The following is an 18110-nucleotide window of genomic DNA, read 5'->3' as shown; positions in this document are numbered from 1 at the left end:
GTTGTCAAGACCTCTGACAACGGCACACGAAGCCGGCAGGATCCGAACGACGGGCCCTGAGCCCTCACTCCCCCTCGCGGCGCGCCATGGCCCCCGCAGCCTCGTGCATCGCGAGTTCCAGCAGCGTCGGGTCCGTGAGCGTGCCCGAACCGTCCGGCACGACGAGCCAGCGCACCCCGCCGCCACCGGCACGCCCCGGGTACGGCACGACGATCCAGGTGCCGGCCCCCGCGCTGCGTACACCGGTGCCGAGCCACCGTGTGGCCGTGCCGGGCGGCACGAAGAACCCCATACGGGAGTCGCCGAAGTCGGCGAGCACCGGCCCGGGCCTGTCGACCAGCCTGCTCAGCACATCGAGCGTCGGATAGCCCAGTGCTCCCGGCAGGATCAGTACGTCCCAGCGCATGCCGGCGGGCAGCAGCGCGACCCCCAGAGGGTTGCGCTCCCACTCCCACCGGCAGGCCTCCGGGTCCGGTGCGACCGACGCCAGCCACTCCACCGCGGTCCTGGCCCCCGAGTCGTTCATGACCCCTCTCCCTTCCCTGCGCACCGACGGTGCGTTCACAGGGGAGAGCGGCCAGGGGCCGTCGTATGACGCGAGTTGGGGCTACCAGTTGGTAGTGATCTGGGTCACGCCGGGTCAGCTGTCGAAGCCGAGTCCCATCCGGTCCATGGCCCGCAGCCACACATTGCGTCGCCCGCCCTGAGCATCCGCCCTGGCCAGCGCCCACTTGGTGAGCCCGATACCGGCCCAGGCGACGGGCTCGGGCGGGAAGGGCATCGGCTTGCTGCGCACCATCTCCAGCTCCGTGCGCTCGGTGCGCTCCCCCGACAGCAGGTCGAGCATCACATCGGCGCCGAAGCGCGTGGCGCCGACCCCGAGACCGGTGTAACCGGCGGCGTAGGCGACCTTGCCGCCGTGCGCCGTGCCGAAGAACGCGGAGAACCGCGAGCAGGTGTCGATCGCGCCGCCCCACGCATGGCTGAAGCGCAGTCCCTCCAGCTGCGGGAAGCAGCGGAAGAAGTGGCCGGCGAGCTTCAGATAGGTCTCGGGCCGGTGGTCCAGCTCGGCGCTGACCTTCCCGCCGTACGGGTAGATCGCGTCGTAACCGCCCCACAGGATGCGATGGTCGGCGGTGATCCGGAAGTAGTGGAACTGGTTGGCGACGTCGCCGAGGCCCTGCCGGCCCTCCCAGCCGATCTCGGCGCGCTGCTGCTCGCTGAGGGGTTCGGTCATCAGGGCGTAGTCGTAGACCGGGACGGTGTACGCGCGCACCCGCTTCACCAGCGAAGGGAAGACGTTGGTGCCGAGCGCGACCCGGCGGGCGAAGACCCGGCCGTACGGGGTGCGGACGGCCATCCCCGCACCGGACGCGGCGAGTTCCAGTCCGCGGGTGTTCTCGTAGATGCGGACCCCGAGGCCGCGGCAGGCCTCCTTGAGGCCCCAGGCGAGCTTCGCCGGGTTCAGCATGGCGACCCCGCGGCGGTCCCACAGCCCGCCGAGGAAGGTCGGGGAGTTCACCTCGGCGCGCACCGCGTCCGCGTCGAGGAGTTCGAGCCCGTCGAAGCCGTGCCGCTGCGCCTCCTCGTGCATCTCCGCCAGCTCCGCGACCTGGTACGGCTCGGTGGCGACGTCGATCTCGCCGGTGCGCTCGAAGTCGCAGTCGATGCCGTGGCGTGCGACCGCCTCCTCGATGGCGTCGAGGTTGCGGTCGCCGAGCTCTTCCAGTCGTGCCAGCTCGCCGGGCCAGCGGGCGAGCCCGTTGCCGAGGCCGTGGGTGAGGGAGGCGGCGCAGAAGCCGCCGTTGCGGCCCGAGGCGGCCCAGCCCACCTCGTGCCCCTCGATAAGGACGACGTCCCGGCCGGGGTCGCGTTCCTTGGCGAGGAGCGCGGTCCACAGTCCGCTGTAGCCGCCGCCGACGACGAGGAGGTCGCAGTGCTCGTCGCCGGTGAGCGCGGGCAGGGCGGCGGGTTTGGCGGGGTCGTCCAGCCAGAAGGCGACGGGCTGGGCGTCGGAAAGGGATGAGGCAAAGGTCATGGCGTCTGGGGCCATGGTTTCCACTCCTTCGAGGGCCTTGCGGGCCTGACTGCAGACCTACTTGGCCGCGGCGCTGTTCTTTCTCCGGCCGCTGATCAGCTGGCCGGCCACGACGATCAGTACGGCGATGACGAACATGGCCGTGCCGATGACGTTGATCTGGACGGGCGTTCCGCGCTGGGCCGAGCCCCACACGAACATGGGGAAGGTGACGGTGTTGCCCGAGTTGAAGTTGGTGATGATGAAGTCGTCGAACGAGAGGGCGAAGGCGAGCATCGCGCCGGCGGCGATGCCGGGGGCCGCGATCGGCAGCGTGACCCGCAGGAAGGTCTGCACGGGTCCCGCGTACAGGTCGCGGGCAGCTTCCTCGAGACGGGGGTCCATCGACAGCACGCGCGCCTTGACCGCCACCACCACGAAGCTGAGGCAGAACATGGTGTGCGCGATGAGGATGGTCCAGAAGCCCAGCTGGGCGCCCAGGTTGAGGAAGAGCGTGAGCAGCGAGGCGGCCATGACCACCTCGGGCATCGCCATCGGCAGGAAGATCAGCGAGTTGATCGCGCCGCGCGCCCGGAAGCGGTAGCGGACCAGCGCGAAGGCGATCATCGAGCCGAGCACGGTGGCGCCGATCGTCGCCCACAGGGCGATCTGGAGCGACAGCGACAGCGAGCCGCACATGTCGGCCACGCCGCAGGGGTCGCGCCACGCATCGGTGGAGAACTCGCGCCAGGAGTAGTTGAACCGCCCGGCCGGCTTGTTGAACGAGAACACCATCACGACGATGTTCGGCAGGATCAGGTACGCGAGCGTGAGCAGGCCCGCGATCACCACGAGGTTGCGCCGTATCCAACGCATCAGACCAGATCCTCCGTCCCGGCCCGCCGGATGTAGACCGTGACCACGATCAGCACGACTGCCATGAGAATGAACGACAACGCGGCCGCGGTCGGGTAGTCGAGCACCCTCAGGAACTGCGACTGGATGACGTTTCCGACCATTCGGGTGTCCGTGGAGCCGAGCAGTTCGGCGTTCACGTAGTCGCCGCTGGCCGGGATGAAGGTCAGCAGCGTCCCGGAGACCACACCCGGCATGGACAGCGGGAAGGTCACCTTGCGGAAGGTGGTGGACGGCTTCGCGTACAGGTCCCCCGCCGCCTCGTGGAGCCGTGGGTCGATCCGCTCCAGCGAGGTGTAGAGCGGCAGGATCATGAAGGGCAGGAAGTTGTACGTGAGACCGGTGACCACGGCCAGCGGTGTGGCGAGCACCCGGCTGCCGTCGGTCATCCCGAGCCAGTTGGTGACGTCGAGGAAGCCGATGGAGTTGAGCGTCTCCACCACGGGTCCGCTGTCCGCGAGGATCGTCTTCCAGGCGAGCGTGCGGATCAGGAAGCTGGTGAAGAACGGCGCGATGACCAGGACCAGCAGCAGATTGCGCCAGCGGCCGGCCTTGAACGCGATCAGATACGCGAGCGGGTAGCCGAACAGCAGACACAGCGCGGTGGCCGTGCCCGCGTAGAGCACCGAGCGCAGGAACTGCGGCCAGTACTCGGTGAGCGCGTCCCAGTACGTCTGGAAGTGCCAGGTGACCTGGAAGCCCTCCTCCAGCGAGCCGGTCTGCACCGAGGTCGACGCCTGGTACACCAGCGGCAGCGCGAAGAAGACCAGCAGCCACAGCATGCCGGGCAGCAGGAGCCAGTACGGCACCAGCTTGCGGCGCACGGACGGCTTGTGGACGACCGGTTCGGGGGCGGGTGGCGCGGGCGGCGCCGCGGTGACGGTCACGGCGTCGCCTCCACCGTCTCCACACCGGCGTCGATGTCCTGGCCGGCGTCGAGACCGAAGGTGTGCTCGGGGTTCCAGTGCAGGACGACCCGGGCGCCGGGGACCAGTCGGGGGTCCCGCTCGATGTTCTGCGCGTACACCTCCAGCTCCGGGCAGACCGGGCTGTCGATGACGTACTGCGTGGAGACACCGATGAAGCTGGAGTCGGCGATCGTGCCGGTGAAGCGGTTGCGGCCGTCCGCGATGCTTCCCGCGTCGTCCGCGTGCGCCAGCGATATCTTCTCCGGCCGCACGCCGACCAGCAGCTTTCCGCCGGCGGTGGGCGCGGTCGCGCAGCGCTGCGCGGGCAGCCGCAGCTTGGCGTCGGCGGCGGTGACGACGACCTCCCCGCCCGTGTTGGACGCCACCTCGGCCTCGATGAGGTTGGAGGTGCCGAGGAAGTTGGCGACGAAGGTGGTCTGCGGGTTCTCGTAGAGCTCGGCGGGCGCGCCCAGTTGCTCGACCCGTCCGCCGTTCATCACCGCGACGGTGTCGGCCATGGTCATGGCCTCCTCCTGGTCGTGGGTGACATGGACGAAGGTGATGCCGACCTCGGTCTGGATGCGCTTGAGTTCCAGCTGCATCTGGCGGCGCAGCTTGAGGTCCAGGGCGCCGAGCGGCTCGTCGAGCAGCAGCACCTGGGGGTGGTTGATGAGCGCACGGGCCACGGCGACGCGCTGCTGCTGGCCGCCGGAGAGCTGGTGCGGCTTGCGCTGGGCGAAGTCGCCGAGCTGGACGAGGTCGAGCATGTCGCCGACCTGCTTCTTCACCGACTTGATGCCGCGGCGGCGCAGGCCGAAGGCGACGTTCTCGTAGATGTCGAGGTGCGGGAAGAGCGCATAGCTCTGGAAGACGGTGTTGACGGGGCGTTTGTGCGGCGGCAGGCCGGTGACGTCTCTGTCGCCGAGGAACACGGATCCGGTGGTCGGGTCCTCCAGACCGGCGATCATCCGCAGCGTGGTGGTCTTGCCGCAGCCGGACGCCCCGAGCAGGGCGAAGAACGAGCCCTGCGGGACGGTCAGGTCCAGCGGGTGCACCGCGGTGAAGGAGCCGTAGGTCTTGCCGATCCCGGAGAGGCGGACTTCGCCGCCCGCAGTCTTTTCAGTCATGGGTCGCGATCCCGGTGGTGTCGGTGGAGCGGAGGAGGTCAGGCGCCGATGAGCTTGGCGAACTTCTCTTCGTAGGCCTTCTCTTCCGCGCTGGTGAGGGAGCGGAAGGAGTGGGACTTGGCGGCCATGGCCTTGTCCGGGAGGATCAGGGTGTTCGAGGCCAGCTCGGGGTCGATCTTCGCCAGTTCGGCGCCGACGCCCTCCACCGGGCAGACGTAGTTGATGTACGCGGCGAGCTGCGCCGCCACCGGGAGTTCGTAGTAGTAGTCGATGAGCCGGGTGGCGTTGCGCTGGTGCCTGGCCTGAGCCGGGACCAGCAGGTTGTCGCTGGAGGTGATGTAGCCGGGGGCCGGGATCGCGTACTGGATCGCGGGGTTGTCGGCCTGGAGCTGGATGACGTCACCGGCCCAGGCCAGACAGGCCGCGAGGTCGCCCTTGTCCAGGTCCGAGGTGTAGTCGTTGCCGGTGAAGCGGCGGATCTGCTTCTTGTCGACGCCCTTCTGGAGCCGGCCGATGGCGGCGTCGTAGTCGGCGTCGGTGAACTTCGCCGGGTCCTTGCCGATGTCCAGCAGCGTCATGCCGACGGTGTCGCGCATCTCCGTGAGGAAGCCGACGCGACCCTTAAGGGAGGGGTCGTCGAGCAGCTGGGTGACGGAGTCCACCTTCTTCCCGCCGGTCGCCTTGGTGTTGTAGGCGATGACCGTCGAGATGCCCGTCCAGGGGTAGGAGAACGAGCGTCCCGGGTCCCAGTCGGGGCTGCGGAACTGGGCGGAGAGATTCGCGTACGCGTGGGGCAGCAGCGCCGGGTCGAGCTTCTGCACCCAGCCGAGCCGGATCATCCGGGAGGCCAGCCAGTCGGTGACGCATATCAGGTCACGGCCGGTTTCCTGCCCGGCGGCGAGCTGCGGCTGGATCTTGCCGAAGAACTCGACGTTGTCGTTGATGTCCTCGGTGTACTTGACCTTGATCCCGGTGCGCCGGGTGAACTCGGTCAGTGTGGGACGGCTCTTCTCGTCCTCACTGACGTCCATGTACTCCGTCCAGTTGGAGAAGGCGATCTGCTTCTCCTTCGCGGAGTGGTCGTCGGAGGCCGCTTCGCCCTCGCGCTTGGCGGGCGGGATTCCGCAGGAGCTCAGCGCGCCGATGCCGCCGACGGTGAGGGCTCCGACGCCGGTGGCGCGCAGCATCGAACGGCGGGTGAGGGCTCCCCGGCCGTTGGTCAGACTGCGCCGCACCGCGGCCAGTTGGGCCGCGGACAGGCCGTCGGGCTCGTTGTGGTCCATGAACAGTGCCCTTTCGGGATGGGTGCCGCTGGTCGGGCGTGCTGGCTATCGGTCCCCGAATACGGTGCGGTGCCAGTCCTTGCGGACGACCGCGGTGTTGTCGAACATCACGTGCTTGACCTGCGTGTACTCCTCGAAGGAGTAGACGGACATGTCCTTTCCGAAGCCGGAGGCCTTGTAGCCGCCGTGGGGCATCTCGCTGATGATCGGGATGTGGTCGTTGACCCACACGCAGCCGGCCTTGATCTCACGGGTGGCCCGGCCGGCGCGGTAGACGTCCCGGGTCCAGGCGGAGGCGGCGAGGCCGTACGGGGTGTCGTTGGCGAGCGCGATGCCTTCGTCGTCGGAGTCGAAGGGGAGGACGACCAGGACCGGGCCGAAGATCTCGGCCTGCACGATCTCGCTGTCCTGGGCGGCGCCGGCGACCAGGGTGGGCCGGTAGTAGGCGCCGCTCTTGAGTGCCCCCTGCGGCGCCTCGCCGCCGGTCACGACGGTGGCGTAGCCGCGCGCCCGGTCCACGAAGGCGGCGACGCGGTCGCGCTGGAGGTGGGAGACGAGCGGGCCGAGGTCGGTCGCGGGGTCGAAGGGGTCACCCAGCCGCACGGTGGCCATCAGATCGGCGACCCCGCTCACGAACGCGTCGTAGAGCGGGCGCTGTACGTAGGCGCGGGTGGCGGCGGTGCAGTCCTGGCCGGTGTTGATGAGGGAGCCGGCGACCGCGCCGTGCACCGCCGACTCCAGGTCGGCGTCGTCGAAGACGAGGAAGGGTGCCTTGCCGCCGAGTTCGAGGTGCAGCCGCTTCACGGTGGAGGTGGCGATCTCGGCGACCCGCTTGCCGACGGCGGTGGAGCCGGTGAAGGACGTCATGGCGACGTCCGGGTGCCCGACGAGGTGCTCGCCCGCGTCGCGTCCCGCGCCGTTGACGACGTTGACGACACCGTCGGGGATGCCCGCCTCGGTCGCGGCCGCGGCGAACATCAGCGAGGTCAGCGGGGTGATCTCGGCGGGCTTGAGGACGATGGTGTTGCCGGCCGCGATCGCCGGCAGGACCTTCCAGGCCGCCATCTGGAGCGGGTAGTTCCAGGGCGCGATGGAGCCGACGACGCCGATCGCCTCGCGGCGTACGTAGGAGGTGTGGTCGCCGCTGTACTCACCGGCCGACTGGCCCTGGAGATGGCGGGCGGCGCCGGCGAAGAAGGCGGTGTTGTCGACGGTGCCCGGCACGTCGAACTCGGTGCTGAGCTTGATCGGCTTGCCGCACTGGAGGGACTCCGCGCCGGCCAGGTCCTCGGACTGCTCGGCGAGCACCGACGCGAACCGGTGGAGGGCGTCCGAGCGCTCGCCGGGCGTGGCACCCGACCACTCGGGGAACGCCTCACGCGCGGCGGCGACGGCCGCGTCGACGTCGGCGGCCCCGGCGAGCTCGTAGCTGTGGACCGTCTCACCGGTCGCGGGGTCCACGATGTCCTGCGTACGTCCTGAGGTGCCGGGCCGCGGTCGGCCGCCGATGTACTGCGCGCCGTCCGCGAAGCGGTCCTGCACCTGGAAGCGGTTGCCCATGACGCTCTCCGTTGTCCCAGCTCGATTTGAGTGCCGATCCTGGCAGAGCACGTGTTGCCCAACAAGTGATTCCGTAGTTGCCTTTTGGTTACGCGACGGATTCGGTCGACCATGTGTCGCGTTGCGCCCCTCATCCCCGTACGGAGTGTCAGTGGTGGATGCGAGACTCGCGTGCATGGGGATGGATGAGCTGATCCGGCAGGTCAGCAGCGGTCAACACGTCACGTATCTGCACTTCTGGGGGCACGCACCGCGCAAGGACGGTCGCATGGGTCCGAGCTGCCTCAGCCAGTGGTGGGAGGCGCCTTTCGAGGTGGACGGCGTGCGGTATGCGACGGCCGAGCACTGGATGATGGCCCACAAGGCACGGCTGTTCGGCGACGCGGACGCGGAGCGGAAGGCGCTCGACGCGGCGAACCCGGGGGCGGCGAAGCGGGCCGGGCGCGGGGTGCGCGGTTTCGACGACGCGGTCTGGAAGCGGGAGCGGTTCGCGATCGTCCGCTCGGGCAGCGTGCACAAGTTCGCGCAGCATGCGGCGCTGCGGGAGTTTCTGCTGGCCACGGGAGACCGGGTGCTCGTCGAGGCCAGCCCGCTGGACCGGATCTGGGGTATCGGACTGGCCGCGGACGACGAACGGGCAGGGGACCCCACGCGCTGGCGCGGGCAGAACCTGCTGGGGTTCGCGCTGATGGAGGCGCGCGAGGAGCTACGGGCTGCCGGGGAGCAGGGCTCCTAGGGGGCGAGGCTCACCTGTGGCCGGGGCTGCGGGTGCGGGGCCGGCCCGGGGCCGCCCGAGGTGGGCGCGGGTACCTGTGGCGCGACCCGGACCAGGAGCCTGCACACGCGAACCGCTCCAGGAACGCGTGGTCCGGTCAGCGCGCGGCCGAGAGCGCGGCGGGCGGCGCCGCGCTGTCGATCACCAGCGTGTTGCCGAAGTCGTCGTTCCTGTTCCGCTCGTCGTTGATCGCCTCGGTGATACCCCAGGCCAGCAGTCCGACGACGACCAGGCCGATGACGATGCCGACGGAGCCGAGGATGATGCCGGAGAGCGCCATCCCGCCGTTGGTGGCCTCGCCGCGCTGGACCCGCTTGCGGCCCAGGATGCCGAAGATCAGCGCCAGGACGCCGAGGACGATGGCGACGACGCCGTAGAGGCAGAACAGGCAGACAGAGAGGATGCCGAGCACCATCGCCGTGGTGCCCATGCCGTTCGCCGGGGCCGCCTGCCAGCCGGGCTGGCCGTAGGTCTGGTAGCCGGGATATCCGGCGTGGCCGAAGGGATCGCCGGCGGCGGGTCCGGTCACCGGAGGGGCCGCGGGGTAGCCGTACGGGCCGGGGGCGGGCTGGGCGGGTCCGCCCGGGGCTATCGGGGGCGGCGGCACCGAGCCGGTGTCCCCGACGCCGGGCATGGAGGTGACCGTCATCTGGTCGTGCACCGGCGGGACCGGCGGAGCCGGGGTGGCGGGCTTGTGCAGCGGAACCTTGTCCTGCGGCGCGCTGCTCGCCGGCGGAGCCCACGGGTCGCGGTCACGGGGCTCGGGTCCGCCCGGCGGCTGGGCCTGGTTCTCTGCCATGGTTCTCCCCCATCGTGGTTCGCGCTCATGCTACGGCCTGCCCCATGTCGCGGAACGGCCGCCTACGATGATCCCTGACACCAGCGGCCGCACAGCACACGGAGGACCCCGATGACCGATCTGCACCCCTTCATCGCCGGGCTCCCCAAAGCCGAACTGCATGTTCACCACGTCGGATCGGCCTCGCCGCGCATCGTCGCCGAACTCGCCGCCCGGCACCCGGACTCCAAGGTGCCGACCGACCCCGAGGCGATCGCCGACTACTTCAGCTTCACGGACTTCGCCCACTTCATCGAGGTCTATCTCTCGGTCGTGGATCTGATCCGTACCCCCGAGGACGTCCGGCTGCTCACCTTCGAGATCGCCCGGGACATGGCCCGCCAGAACATCCGCTACGCCGAGCTGACCGTCACGCCGTTCAGCTCGACCCGCCGCGGTATCGACGAGAAGGCCTTCATGGCCGCGATCGAGGACGCCCGCACGGCCGCCGAGGCCGAGCTCGGCGTCGTGCTGCGCTGGTGCTTCGACATTCCCGGTGAGGCGGGCCTGGAGGCGGCGGAGGAGACCACCCGGCTCGCGGTGGACCTGCACCCCGAGGGCCTGGTCGCCTTCGGTCTGGGCGGACCGGAGATCGGTGTGCCGCGCCCGCAGTTCAAGCCCTACTTCGACCGTGCCATCGCCGCCGGACTGCACTCCGTGCCGCACGCCGGCGAGACGACCGGACCGCAGACCGTCTGGGACGCGCTGAACGTTCTGCGGGCCGAGCGGATCGGGCACGGCACCAGCTCCGTCCAGGACCCGGCGCTGCTCGCCCATCTCGCCGAGCGGCGGATCCCGTTGGAGGTCTGCCCGACGTCCAACATCGCGACCCGGGCCGTCACCGTTCTCGACGACCACCCCATCAAGGAGATGGTCGCGGCCGGCGTGCTGGTGACCGTCAACAGCGACGACCCGCCGATGTTCGGCACCGACCTCAACAACGAGTACGGCGTGGCGGCCCGGCTGCTCGGTCTCGACGAGCGCGGTCTCGCCGCGCTCGCGAAGAACGCCGTGGAGGCCTCGTTCCTCGACCCGGCGGGCAAGGCGCGCATCGCCGAGGAGATCGACGCGTACACCACGGCATGGCTCGCACGTTGATCCCCGCGGAGAACGGTCCCGTGCGCACCGTCAGTGTCGTGGCCCATCGCGGCGATCCGTACCGCGTCCGCGAGAACACCCTGCCCTCGCTCCGCTCGGCCGTCGTGCGGGGTGCGGACACGGTCGAGATCGACGTACGACTGACCCGCGACGGTGTTCCCGTGCTGCTGCACGACGCGACACTGAAGCGGCTGTGGGGGCACGACCGGCCGGTGGCGGGCCTGACCCGTGCCGAGGTCGAGGAGCTGACGCTCGGCGGTGTGCCGACCCTGCGGGACGCGCTGCTCGACGTCGGCACCCACCGCCTGATGATCGACCTTCCCGGCGCCACCGAGGAGTCGGTACGGGCGGTGGTCGGCCTGGTCCGCGAGTGCGGGGCGGCCGAGCGGGTGTACTACTGCGCGGGCCCGGTCGCCATGCTCGCGGTACGCAGCGAGGACCAGGCGGCCGAGATTGCGCTGACGTGGACCTCGCTGGCGCCGCCGCGGCCGGTCCTCATCGACGCCGTACGTCCGCGATTCCTCAACTACCGCTTCGGGCTGGTCGGTCAGGAGCTCGCGGACCGTGTGCACAAGGACGGCATGCTGATCTCCGCCTGGACGGCCGACACCCGGCGCACCATGCGCCGGCTGATCCGGTCCGGCGTGGACTCCGTCACCACCAACCGGGTGGACGTGCTGGCATCCGTCGTCCGGGACAACTCCCTTACCGGTCCGCCCTCTTGATCGTTCCGGCATGATGGACCCACTCACCCGGCGGAGGAGCAGAAGTGACCGACAGGATCCGTACCGACGTAGCGCACAACGCCAGGGTCTGGAACCACTGGCTGGGTGGCAAGGACAACTACCCGGTCGACCGTGCGGTGGGTGACCACGTCACCGGCCTGTACCCGAGCATCGGCGAAGTGGCCCGTGCCGACCGGGCGTTCCTGGGCCGTGCGGTGGAGTTCCTGGCCGGCGAGGCGGGCGTACGGCAGTTCCTGGACATCGGCACCGGGCTGCCGACCGTCGACAACACCCATGAGGTCGCCCAGCGCAGCGCACCCGACGCCCGGATCGTCTACGTCGACAACGACCCGATCGTCCTCGCGCATGCCCGCGCTCTGCTCACCAGCTCCACCGGCGGTACGACGGAGTACCTGGACGCGGATGCCCATGACCCGGCCGGGATCGTGCGGGCCGTCGAGCCGACGCTGGATCTGCACAAGCCGGTGGCCGTGATGATGCTCGGCATCCTGAACTTCGTGATGGACACCGACGAGGCGCGCGCCATCGTGCGCACGCTGATGGACGCCGTGCCCTCCGGCAGCTATCTGGTCCTCACCCATCCCACCCTGGAACTGGGCGGGGAGGGCAACGAGGACGCCATGCGCTTCTGGAACGAGAACGCCACTCCCCCGATCACCGCCCGCAGCAGCGCGGAGTTCGCCTCGTTCCTGGAGGGCCTGGAGGTGCTGGAGCCCGGCATCGTCTCGTGCTCCCGCTGGCGGCACGACGTGGCGCGGGAGATCCGGTTCCCGCAGGTGGCGCAGTTCGGCGCGGTGGCCCGCAAGCCCTGACCGCGACGGCGAACTCCCGCTGACTGCCGCCTCCTTCACGCGCCCGTCCACTCGGGCGCACCCTGAGACCCGGTGCACCCGGCGAGGTGGAGCCGGCGAGGTGGAGCCCGCTACAGCCCGACGAGGGAGTTCCATCGCCGGGCGAAGTCCGCGCGCTCCTGCGAGGCGATGTCCCGGGCGATCGCGAGCCGTCTGCGCATCACGTCGTCGGGGAAGATCAGCGGGTCCTCGGCGAGCGCGGCCGTCTCCTCGTCCTTGGACGAGGCGAGCACATCGCGTGCGGCCGGGACCGGGCAGACGTAGTTGACCCAGCTCGCGAGTTCGGCGGCGACCTCCGGCCGGTAGTAGTGGTCGACCAGTGCCTCCGCATTGCGCTTGTGGCGGGCGAGGTTGGGGATCATCAGGCTCTCCGCCCACAGTTCGCCGCCCTCCTCGGGCACGACGAACTCGATGTCGGGGTTGTCCGCCTGGAGCTGGATGACATCGCCGGAGTACGCCTGGCAGGCGACGACGTCACCGGTGTCGAGGTCCTTGATGTAGTCGTTGCCCGTGAAGCGCCTGATGTGCCGGCGCCGCACCAGCTTCTCCAGCCGGTCGCAGACGGCGTGGAAGTCGTCCGCGGTCCACCGGGTGATGTCGACGCCGTCGGCCTGCATCAGCAGGGCGAAGGACTCGTCGAGCCCGGACAGCAGTGTGACGCGGCCGCGCAGATCGTCCGCCCACAGATCGGTCGTACGCCGCAGTTCGCGGCCGAGCTTGCGGCGGTTGTAGGCGATGCCGGTGATTCCCGACTGCCAGGGGACGCTGTGCAGACGCCCCTTGTCGAAGGCGGGCGAGCGCAGTTGCGGGTCCAGGTACCGGGTGACGTTGGGCTGCTTCGTCCGGTCCATCTCCTGCACCCAGCCGAGGCGTACGAAGCGCGCGGCCATCCAGTCGCTGACGACGATCAGATCGCGTCCGGTCTCCTGATGGTTCATCAGGGCGGGGCTGATCTTTCCGAAGAACTCGTCGTTGTCGTTGATCTCCTCGGTGTAGGTGACGGAGATCCCGGTGCGTTCGGTGAAGGCGTCGAGGGTGGGGCGCTCGGAGGTGTTCTCGTCGTCGGTGTCGATGTAGAGGGGCCAGTTGGCGAAGTCGAGACTGCGGTCGTGGCCCGAGTCGTCGCGCGCCGCACGGTCGCCGGGCTCGACGTAGGCCGCGGGCACCCCGCATCCGGCGAGCACGGCGGGGCCGGCGAGGGCGGCTCCCGCGCCGATGGCGCGCAGCAGGGTCCGCCGTGACATGGGGTTCATCCGGATCGCGGGCACGTCCGCAGGATGGCGGCCGGCGCGTGCGGGCGGCAATGGACGGTGCGTCGACCCCTGGGGACAGGAGGGGACACCCTGTCGATCATGGACAGGTGTCTATACTTCATGGACACCTGTCCACGAAACCTGTCCACGCAACAGAAACGAGCCGGTCATGAACACAACGGCCCATGTCCTGGTCGGCCTGGTGGCCGCGCTCCACCTCTACATCCTGATCCTGGAGATGTTCCTCTGGGAGCGGAGACCGGGCCGTCAACTCTCCGGCTTCGACGCCGAGATGGCCCGCGCCACCGCTCCGCTCGCCGCCAACCAGGGCCTCTACAACGGCTTCCTCGCGGCCGGACTCGTCTGGGGCCTGATCGCCTCGGACCCCACCGGCTACCGGGTGCAGGTCTTCTTCACCGCGTGCGTGGTGGTCGCCGGACTGTACGGAGGCTTCACCGCGAACCGCCGCATCCTCTTTGCGCAGGCGCTGCCGGGAGCGCTCGCTCTGGCAGCGGTCCTGGTGGCCGGATGAACGACCCCAGGGCGGAACGCACCCGGGCCCGGCTGCGGGCCGCGCTGCTCGATGAGTGTGCGGACCGTGCGCTCGACGAGGTCAGCGTGGCCGCGGTCGTCCGCAGGGCGGGGCTCGGCCGCGCCACGTTCTATCTGCACTACGCGGACCTTCAGGCGCTGGCGGTCGACGCCTGCGCCGAGGTCGTACGGGAGGCGGTGGAAGCCCTGCACGCCTGGCGCGGCGTCCCCGACCCGGGGGACCCGCCCCCGCCACTGACGGACTTCTTCACCGGCCTGTCCGCCCGCGCGCACCTCTACCGCCCGCTCCTGCGCGAGGGCGGCAGCGGCCCGCTCGGCGATCTGCTCCACACGGAGCTGCGCGCCCGCAGCCGCCGCGAACGCGAACTGGTCGGCGCTCCCCGCCCGGACCTGATCTCCACGGCCGTGGCGGCCACCTTCGCCGGCCTGCTCGCCGACTGGCTCCACGGCGCGATCGAGGCGGACCCCGCGGAGATGGCCGGCCAGGCCTGGCGGCTGCTCATCGCGCTGCACCGGGCCCCCCTGTCGTAGCTCCGGGCAGGCGACAGCCCCCGCGCCCGGACGGGGCGCGGGGGCTGTCGAGTGGCCGGTGAGCGACGCCGGTCAGACGTCCAGCGACGTCATCACGTGCTTGACGCGGGTGTAGTCGTCGAACCCGTACGCCGACAGGTCCTTGCCGTAGCCCGACTTCTTGAAGCCGCCGTGCGGCATCTCCGCCACGAGCGGGATGTGGGTGTTGATCCACACACAGCCGAAGTCCAGCGACTTCGACATCCGCATCGCGCGGCCGTGGTCCTTCGTCCACACCGACGAGGCCAGCGCGAACTCGACGCCGTTCGCCCACTCCAGGGCCTGCGCCTCGTCCGTGAAGGACTGCACGGTGATGACCGGGCCGAAGACCTCGTTCTGGATGATCTCGTCGTCCTGCTTCAGGCCGGAGACGACGGTGGGAGCGTAGAAGTAGCCCTTGTCGCCGACCCGGTGGCCGCCCGCCTCCACCTTCGCGTGCGCCGGGAGCCGGTCGATGAAGCCGGTGACCTGGGCGAGCTGGTTGGCGTTGTTCAGCGGGCCGTAGAGCACGTCCTCGTCGTCCGGAGCGCCCGTCTTCGTCTCCGACGCCGCCTTCGCCAGCGCCGCGACGAACTCGTCGTGGATCGACTCCTGCACGAGCACACGGGTCGCGGCCGTACAGTCCTGGCCGGCGTTGAAGTAGCCCGCCACCGAGATGTCCTCGACGGCCTTGGCGATGTCGGTGTCCTCGAAGACGACAACCGGCGCCTTGCCGCCCAGCTCCAGGTGGACCCGCTTGACGTCCTTGGCCGCGGAGGCCGCGACCTGGATGCCCGCGCGTACGGAACCGGTGATCGACGCCATCGCCGGCGTCGGGTGCTCGACCATCGTGCGGCCGGTGTCACGGTCGCCGCAGATGACGTTGAAGACACCCTTGGGCACGATCGAGCCGATGATCTCGGCGATCAGCACCGTGGAGGCGGGGGTGGTGTCCGACGGCTTCAGCACGACGGTGTTGCCCGCCGCGAGCGCCGGAGCGAACTTCCACACCGCCATCATCATCGGATAGTTCCACGGCGCGACCTGCGCGCAGACGCCGACCGGCTCGCGGCGGACGATGGAGGTGAGGCCCTCCATGTACTCGCCGGCCGAGCGGCCCTCGAGCATGCGCGCGGCGCCCGCGAAGAAGCGGATCTGGTCCACCATCGGCGGGATCTCTTCGGTACGGGTCAGCTCCAGCGGCTTGCCCGTGTTCTCCGACTCGGCCGCGATGAGGTCCTCGGCCCGCTCCTCGAACGCGTCCGCGATCTTCAGAAGCGCCTTCTGGCGCTCGGCGGGCGTGACATCGCGCCAGGCCGGGAAGGCCGCCGCGGCAGCGTCCATCGCGGCGTCCACATCCGACTGCCCGGAGAGCGGCGACGTGGCGTACACCTCGCCGGTGACCGGGTTGATGACATCGATCGTCCGCCCGTCGGCGGCGTCCCGGAACTCCCCGTTGATGTAGTTGCGCAGACGACGCAGCTCGGTGGTCACTGTTGCCACCCCTCCTGTCAGATTCCGATGGGTGAGACAACCCACCCTAATCGCACGGCCGACGCTTTCAACAGCCCCGACCCTCCCCATCTTCGGATTCGGTGACATCCAAGCCCTTCAACGACGAATTTCATCGCTCAGGGCTTGCGAGACAGACGAGTCCCGGTGCACAGTGACCCCGTGGCCAGTCGAAGCGCAGAATCCAGGAAGACGAACGGATCGTCCCCGACGATCGACGCCGTCTCCCTCGCGATCATCGAGCAGCTCCAGGAGGACGGTCGCCGTCCGTACGCCGCGATCGGCAAGGCCGTGGGCCTGTCCGAAGCGGCCGTGCGCCAGCGCGTCCAGAAGCTGCTCGACCAGGGCGTGATGCAGATCGTCGCCGTCACCGACCCGCTCACCGTGGGTCTGCGACGCCAGGCGATGGTCGGCATCCGCGTCGAGGGCGACCTCGACGAGATAGCCGAGGCGCTGACGGCCATGGCCGAGTGCGAGTACGTGGTGATGACCGCGGGCTCGTTCGACCTCATGGTGGAGATCGTCTGCGAGGACGACGACCACCTTCTCGAAGTGATCAACAAACGGATTCGCGCGCTCCCCGGCGTGCGGTCCACCGAGAGCTTCGTCTACCTCAAGCTCAAGAAGCAGACCTACATGTGGGGAACCCGATAGCCGTGAGCAAGGACCTCTCCAAGACCGCGTACGACCACCTGTGGATGCACTTCACACGTATGTCGTCGTACGAGAACGCACCCGTGCCCACCATCGTGCGCGGTGAGGGCACCTACATCTACGACGACAAGGGCAAGCGCTACCTCGACGGCCTGTCCGGCCTGTTCGTCGTCAATGCCGGCCACGGCCGTCACGAGCTCGCCGAGACCGCCTACAAGCAGGCTCAGGAGCTCGCCTTCTTCCCGGTGTGGTCCTACGCCCACCCGAAGGCCGTCGAGCTCGCCGAGCGCCTGGCCCAGCACGCTCCCGGTGACCTGAACAAGGTCTTCTTCACCACCGGTGGCGGCGAGGCCGTGGAGACCGCGTGGAAGCTGGCCAAGCAGTACTTCAAGCTGCAGGGCAAGCCCACCAAGTACAAGGTCATCTCGCGTGCGGTCGCCTACCACGGCACCCCGCAGGGCGCGCTCTCCATCACCGGTCTGCCCGCGCTGAAGGCCCCCTTCGAGCCGCTGGTCCCCGGCGCGCACAAGGTGCCGAACACCAACATCTACCGCGCCCCGATCTACGGCGACGACCCCGAGGCCTTCGGCCGCTGGGCCGCCGACCAGATCGAGCAGCAGATCCTCTTCGAAGGCCCGGAGACGGTCGCCGCCGTCTTCCTGGAGCCGGTGCAGAACGCCGGCGGCTGCTTCCCGCCGCCGCCCGGGTACTTCCAGCGGGTCCGTGAGATCTGCGACCAGTACGACGTGCTGCTCGTGTCCGACGAGGTCATCTGTGCCTTCGGCCGCCTCGGCACGATGTTCGCGTGCGACAAGTTCGGCTACGTACCGGACATGATCACCTGCGCCAAGGGCATGACCTCGGGCTACTCCCCGATCGGCGCCTGCATCATCTCCGACCGCCTGGCCGAGCCGTTCTACCAGGGCGACAACACCTTCCTGCACGGCTACACCTTCGGCGGCCACCCGGTCTCCGCGGCGGTGGGCCTGGCCAACCTCGACATCTTCGAGAAGGAAGGCCTCAACCAGCACGTCCTGGACAACGAGGGCGCCTTCTTCGACACCCTGAAGAAGCTGCACGACCTGCCGATCGTCGGCGACGTCCGCGGCAACGGCTTCTTCTACGGCATCGAGCTGGTGAAGGACAAGGCCACCAAGGAGACCTTCACCGACGAGGAGACCGAGCGCGTGCTCTACGGCTTCCTCTCGAAGGCGCTCTACGACAACGGCCTGTACTGCCGCGCCGACGACCGCGGCGACCCGGTCGTCCAGCTGGCGCCGCCGCTGATCTCCAACCAGGAGACCTTCGACGAGATCGAGGGCATCCTGCGGAGCGTCCTCACGGAGGCCTGGACGAAGCTGTAGTCCTCCCCGCCCACCGGCGCCGACACGGCCCGGGTGCGCCCATCCGAGTGAGATGGGGGCACCCGGGCCGTGTGTTTCCCCGGACCCCGCATCCGACTACCTAGCGTG

18 protein-coding genes are annotated in these 18110 nt (G+C 69.6%); 8 read left to right on the top strand and 10 right to left on the bottom strand.

Annotated elements, in window-relative coordinates; all coding sequences use genetic code 11:
- Positions 1-64: 64 nt before the first annotated feature.
- From ACQPWZ_RS26505 to ACQPWZ_RS26475, 7 genes are all read right to left on the bottom strand, one after another.
- The gene (locus tag ACQPWZ_RS26505) at positions 65-526 is read right to left on the bottom strand and encodes a hypothetical protein (protein WP_433572542.1); all 462 of its coding nucleotides are present in this window, start codon (positions 524-526) and stop codon (positions 65-67) included.
- A 114-nt stretch (positions 527-640) separates the two neighbouring features.
- Entirely contained in the window at positions 641-2053 is a 1413-nt protein-coding gene (locus tag ACQPWZ_RS26500) for an NAD(P)/FAD-dependent oxidoreductase (protein WP_340475706.1), read from the bottom strand.
- 42 nt (positions 2054-2095) lie between these two features.
- Positions 2096-2893 carry an ABC transporter permease gene (locus ACQPWZ_RS26495; RefSeq protein WP_313943796.1) on the bottom strand — a complete coding sequence of 266 codons (798 nt, stop codon included), beginning with the start codon at positions 2891-2893 and terminating at the stop codon, positions 2096-2098.
- Positions 2893-3819 carry an ABC transporter permease gene (locus ACQPWZ_RS26490; RefSeq protein ID WP_313943797.1) on the bottom strand — a complete coding sequence of 309 codons (927 nt, stop codon included), beginning with the start codon at positions 3817-3819 and terminating at the stop codon, positions 2893-2895. The genes ACQPWZ_RS26495 and ACQPWZ_RS26490 overlap by 1 nt, the downstream gene beginning before the upstream one ends.
- On the bottom strand, positions 3816-4967 hold the full coding sequence (locus tag ACQPWZ_RS26485; RefSeq protein WP_328861878.1) for an ABC transporter ATP-binding protein: 1152 nt from the start codon (positions 4965-4967) through the stop codon (positions 3816-3818). The genes ACQPWZ_RS26490 and ACQPWZ_RS26485 overlap by 4 nt, the downstream gene beginning before the upstream one ends.
- Positions 4968-5005: 38 nt before the next feature.
- Positions 5006-6250: a polyamine ABC transporter substrate-binding protein gene (locus tag ACQPWZ_RS26480; protein ID WP_340475704.1), complete on the bottom strand. Its 1245-nt coding sequence runs from the start codon at positions 6248-6250 to the stop codon at positions 5006-5008.
- 45 nt (positions 6251-6295) lie between these two features.
- The gene (locus ACQPWZ_RS26475; RefSeq protein WP_433572541.1) at positions 6296-7810 is read right to left on the bottom strand and encodes a gamma-aminobutyraldehyde dehydrogenase; all 1515 of its coding nucleotides are present in this window, start codon (positions 7808-7810) and stop codon (positions 6296-6298) included.
- A gap of 175 nt (positions 7811-7985) precedes the next feature.
- Here ACQPWZ_RS26475 and ACQPWZ_RS26470 point away from each other — a divergent pair, with 175 nt between their 5' ends.
- Complete coding sequence (locus tag ACQPWZ_RS26470; RefSeq protein ID WP_433572540.1) at positions 7986-8546, top strand: NADAR family protein; 561 nt, start codon at positions 7986-7988, stop codon at positions 8544-8546.
- Between the two features lie 136 nt (positions 8547-8682).
- On the opposite strand, the gene ACQPWZ_RS26465 is transcribed toward ACQPWZ_RS26470, so the two are convergent.
- Positions 8683-9384 (bottom strand): DUF4190 domain-containing protein, encoded by a 702-nt coding sequence (locus tag ACQPWZ_RS26465; protein ID WP_340475699.1) that lies wholly within the window; start codon positions 9382-9384, stop codon positions 8683-8685.
- A 111-nt stretch (positions 9385-9495) separates the two neighbouring features.
- Here ACQPWZ_RS26465 and ACQPWZ_RS26460 point away from each other — a divergent pair, with 111 nt between their 5' ends.
- Genes ACQPWZ_RS26460 through ACQPWZ_RS26450 form a run of 3 tightly spaced genes read left to right on the top strand, consistent with a single transcriptional unit; the run spans position 9496 to position 12079 of the window.
- The gene (locus ACQPWZ_RS26460; protein ID WP_340475698.1) at positions 9496-10521 is read left to right on the top strand and encodes an adenosine deaminase; all 1026 of its coding nucleotides are present in this window, start codon (positions 9496-9498) and stop codon (positions 10519-10521) included.
- Positions 10506-11246, top strand: coding sequence for a glycerophosphodiester phosphodiesterase (locus ACQPWZ_RS26455; RefSeq protein WP_433572539.1), 741 nt, complete (start codon positions 10506-10508; stop codon positions 11244-11246). The genes ACQPWZ_RS26460 and ACQPWZ_RS26455 overlap by 16 nt, the downstream gene beginning before the upstream one ends.
- A 44-nt stretch (positions 11247-11290) precedes the next feature.
- Positions 11291-12079, top strand: coding sequence for an SAM-dependent methyltransferase (locus ACQPWZ_RS26450; RefSeq protein ID WP_433572538.1), 789 nt, complete (start codon positions 11291-11293; stop codon positions 12077-12079).
- A 110-nt stretch (positions 12080-12189) separates the two neighbouring features.
- On the opposite strand, the gene ACQPWZ_RS26445 is transcribed toward ACQPWZ_RS26450, so the two are convergent.
- Positions 12190-13362, bottom strand: coding sequence for a polyamine ABC transporter substrate-binding protein (locus tag ACQPWZ_RS26445; protein ID WP_433573872.1), 1173 nt, complete (start codon positions 13360-13362; stop codon positions 12190-12192).
- Between the two features lie 178 nt (positions 13363-13540).
- Between ACQPWZ_RS26445 and ACQPWZ_RS26440 the strand changes: the two genes are divergently transcribed.
- A complete protein-coding gene (locus ACQPWZ_RS26440) occupies positions 13541-13903 on the top strand; it encodes a DUF1304 domain-containing protein (RefSeq protein WP_340475695.1) in 363 nt (120 codons plus the stop codon).
- Positions 13900-14454, top strand: a complete 555-nt coding sequence (locus ACQPWZ_RS26435; protein ID WP_433572537.1) for a TetR/AcrR family transcriptional regulator — start codon at positions 13900-13902, stop codon at positions 14452-14454. The genes ACQPWZ_RS26440 and ACQPWZ_RS26435 overlap by 4 nt, the downstream gene beginning before the upstream one ends.
- 72 nt (positions 14455-14526) lie before the next feature.
- Here the strand turns inward: ACQPWZ_RS26435 and ACQPWZ_RS26430 are convergent, their stop codons facing one another.
- Complete coding sequence (locus ACQPWZ_RS26430; protein WP_383244429.1) at positions 14527-15966, bottom strand: gamma-aminobutyraldehyde dehydrogenase; 1440 nt, start codon at positions 15964-15966, stop codon at positions 14527-14529.
- A 165-nt stretch (positions 15967-16131) separates the two neighbouring features.
- Here ACQPWZ_RS26430 and ACQPWZ_RS26425 point away from each other — a divergent pair, with 165 nt between their 5' ends.
- Positions 16132-16638: an Lrp/AsnC family transcriptional regulator gene (locus tag ACQPWZ_RS26425; RefSeq protein ID WP_313943809.1), complete on the top strand. Its 507-nt coding sequence runs from the start codon at positions 16132-16134 to the stop codon at positions 16636-16638.
- The gene (locus tag ACQPWZ_RS26420; RefSeq protein ID WP_340475693.1) at positions 16623-18002 is read left to right on the top strand and encodes an aspartate aminotransferase family protein; all 1380 of its coding nucleotides are present in this window, start codon (positions 16623-16625) and stop codon (positions 18000-18002) included. The genes ACQPWZ_RS26425 and ACQPWZ_RS26420 overlap by 16 nt, the downstream gene beginning before the upstream one ends.
- Positions 18003-18110 lie beyond the last annotated feature (108 nt).

It is taken from the genome of Streptomyces sp. CA-251247 (assembly GCF_050952975.1).
Taxonomy (GTDB): domain Bacteria; phylum Actinomycetota; class Actinomycetes; order Streptomycetales; family Streptomycetaceae; genus Streptomyces; species Streptomyces achmelvichensis.
The sequence above is the reverse complement of the archived record's forward strand: the minus strand, read 5'-3'. Positions and strand labels throughout refer to the sequence as shown.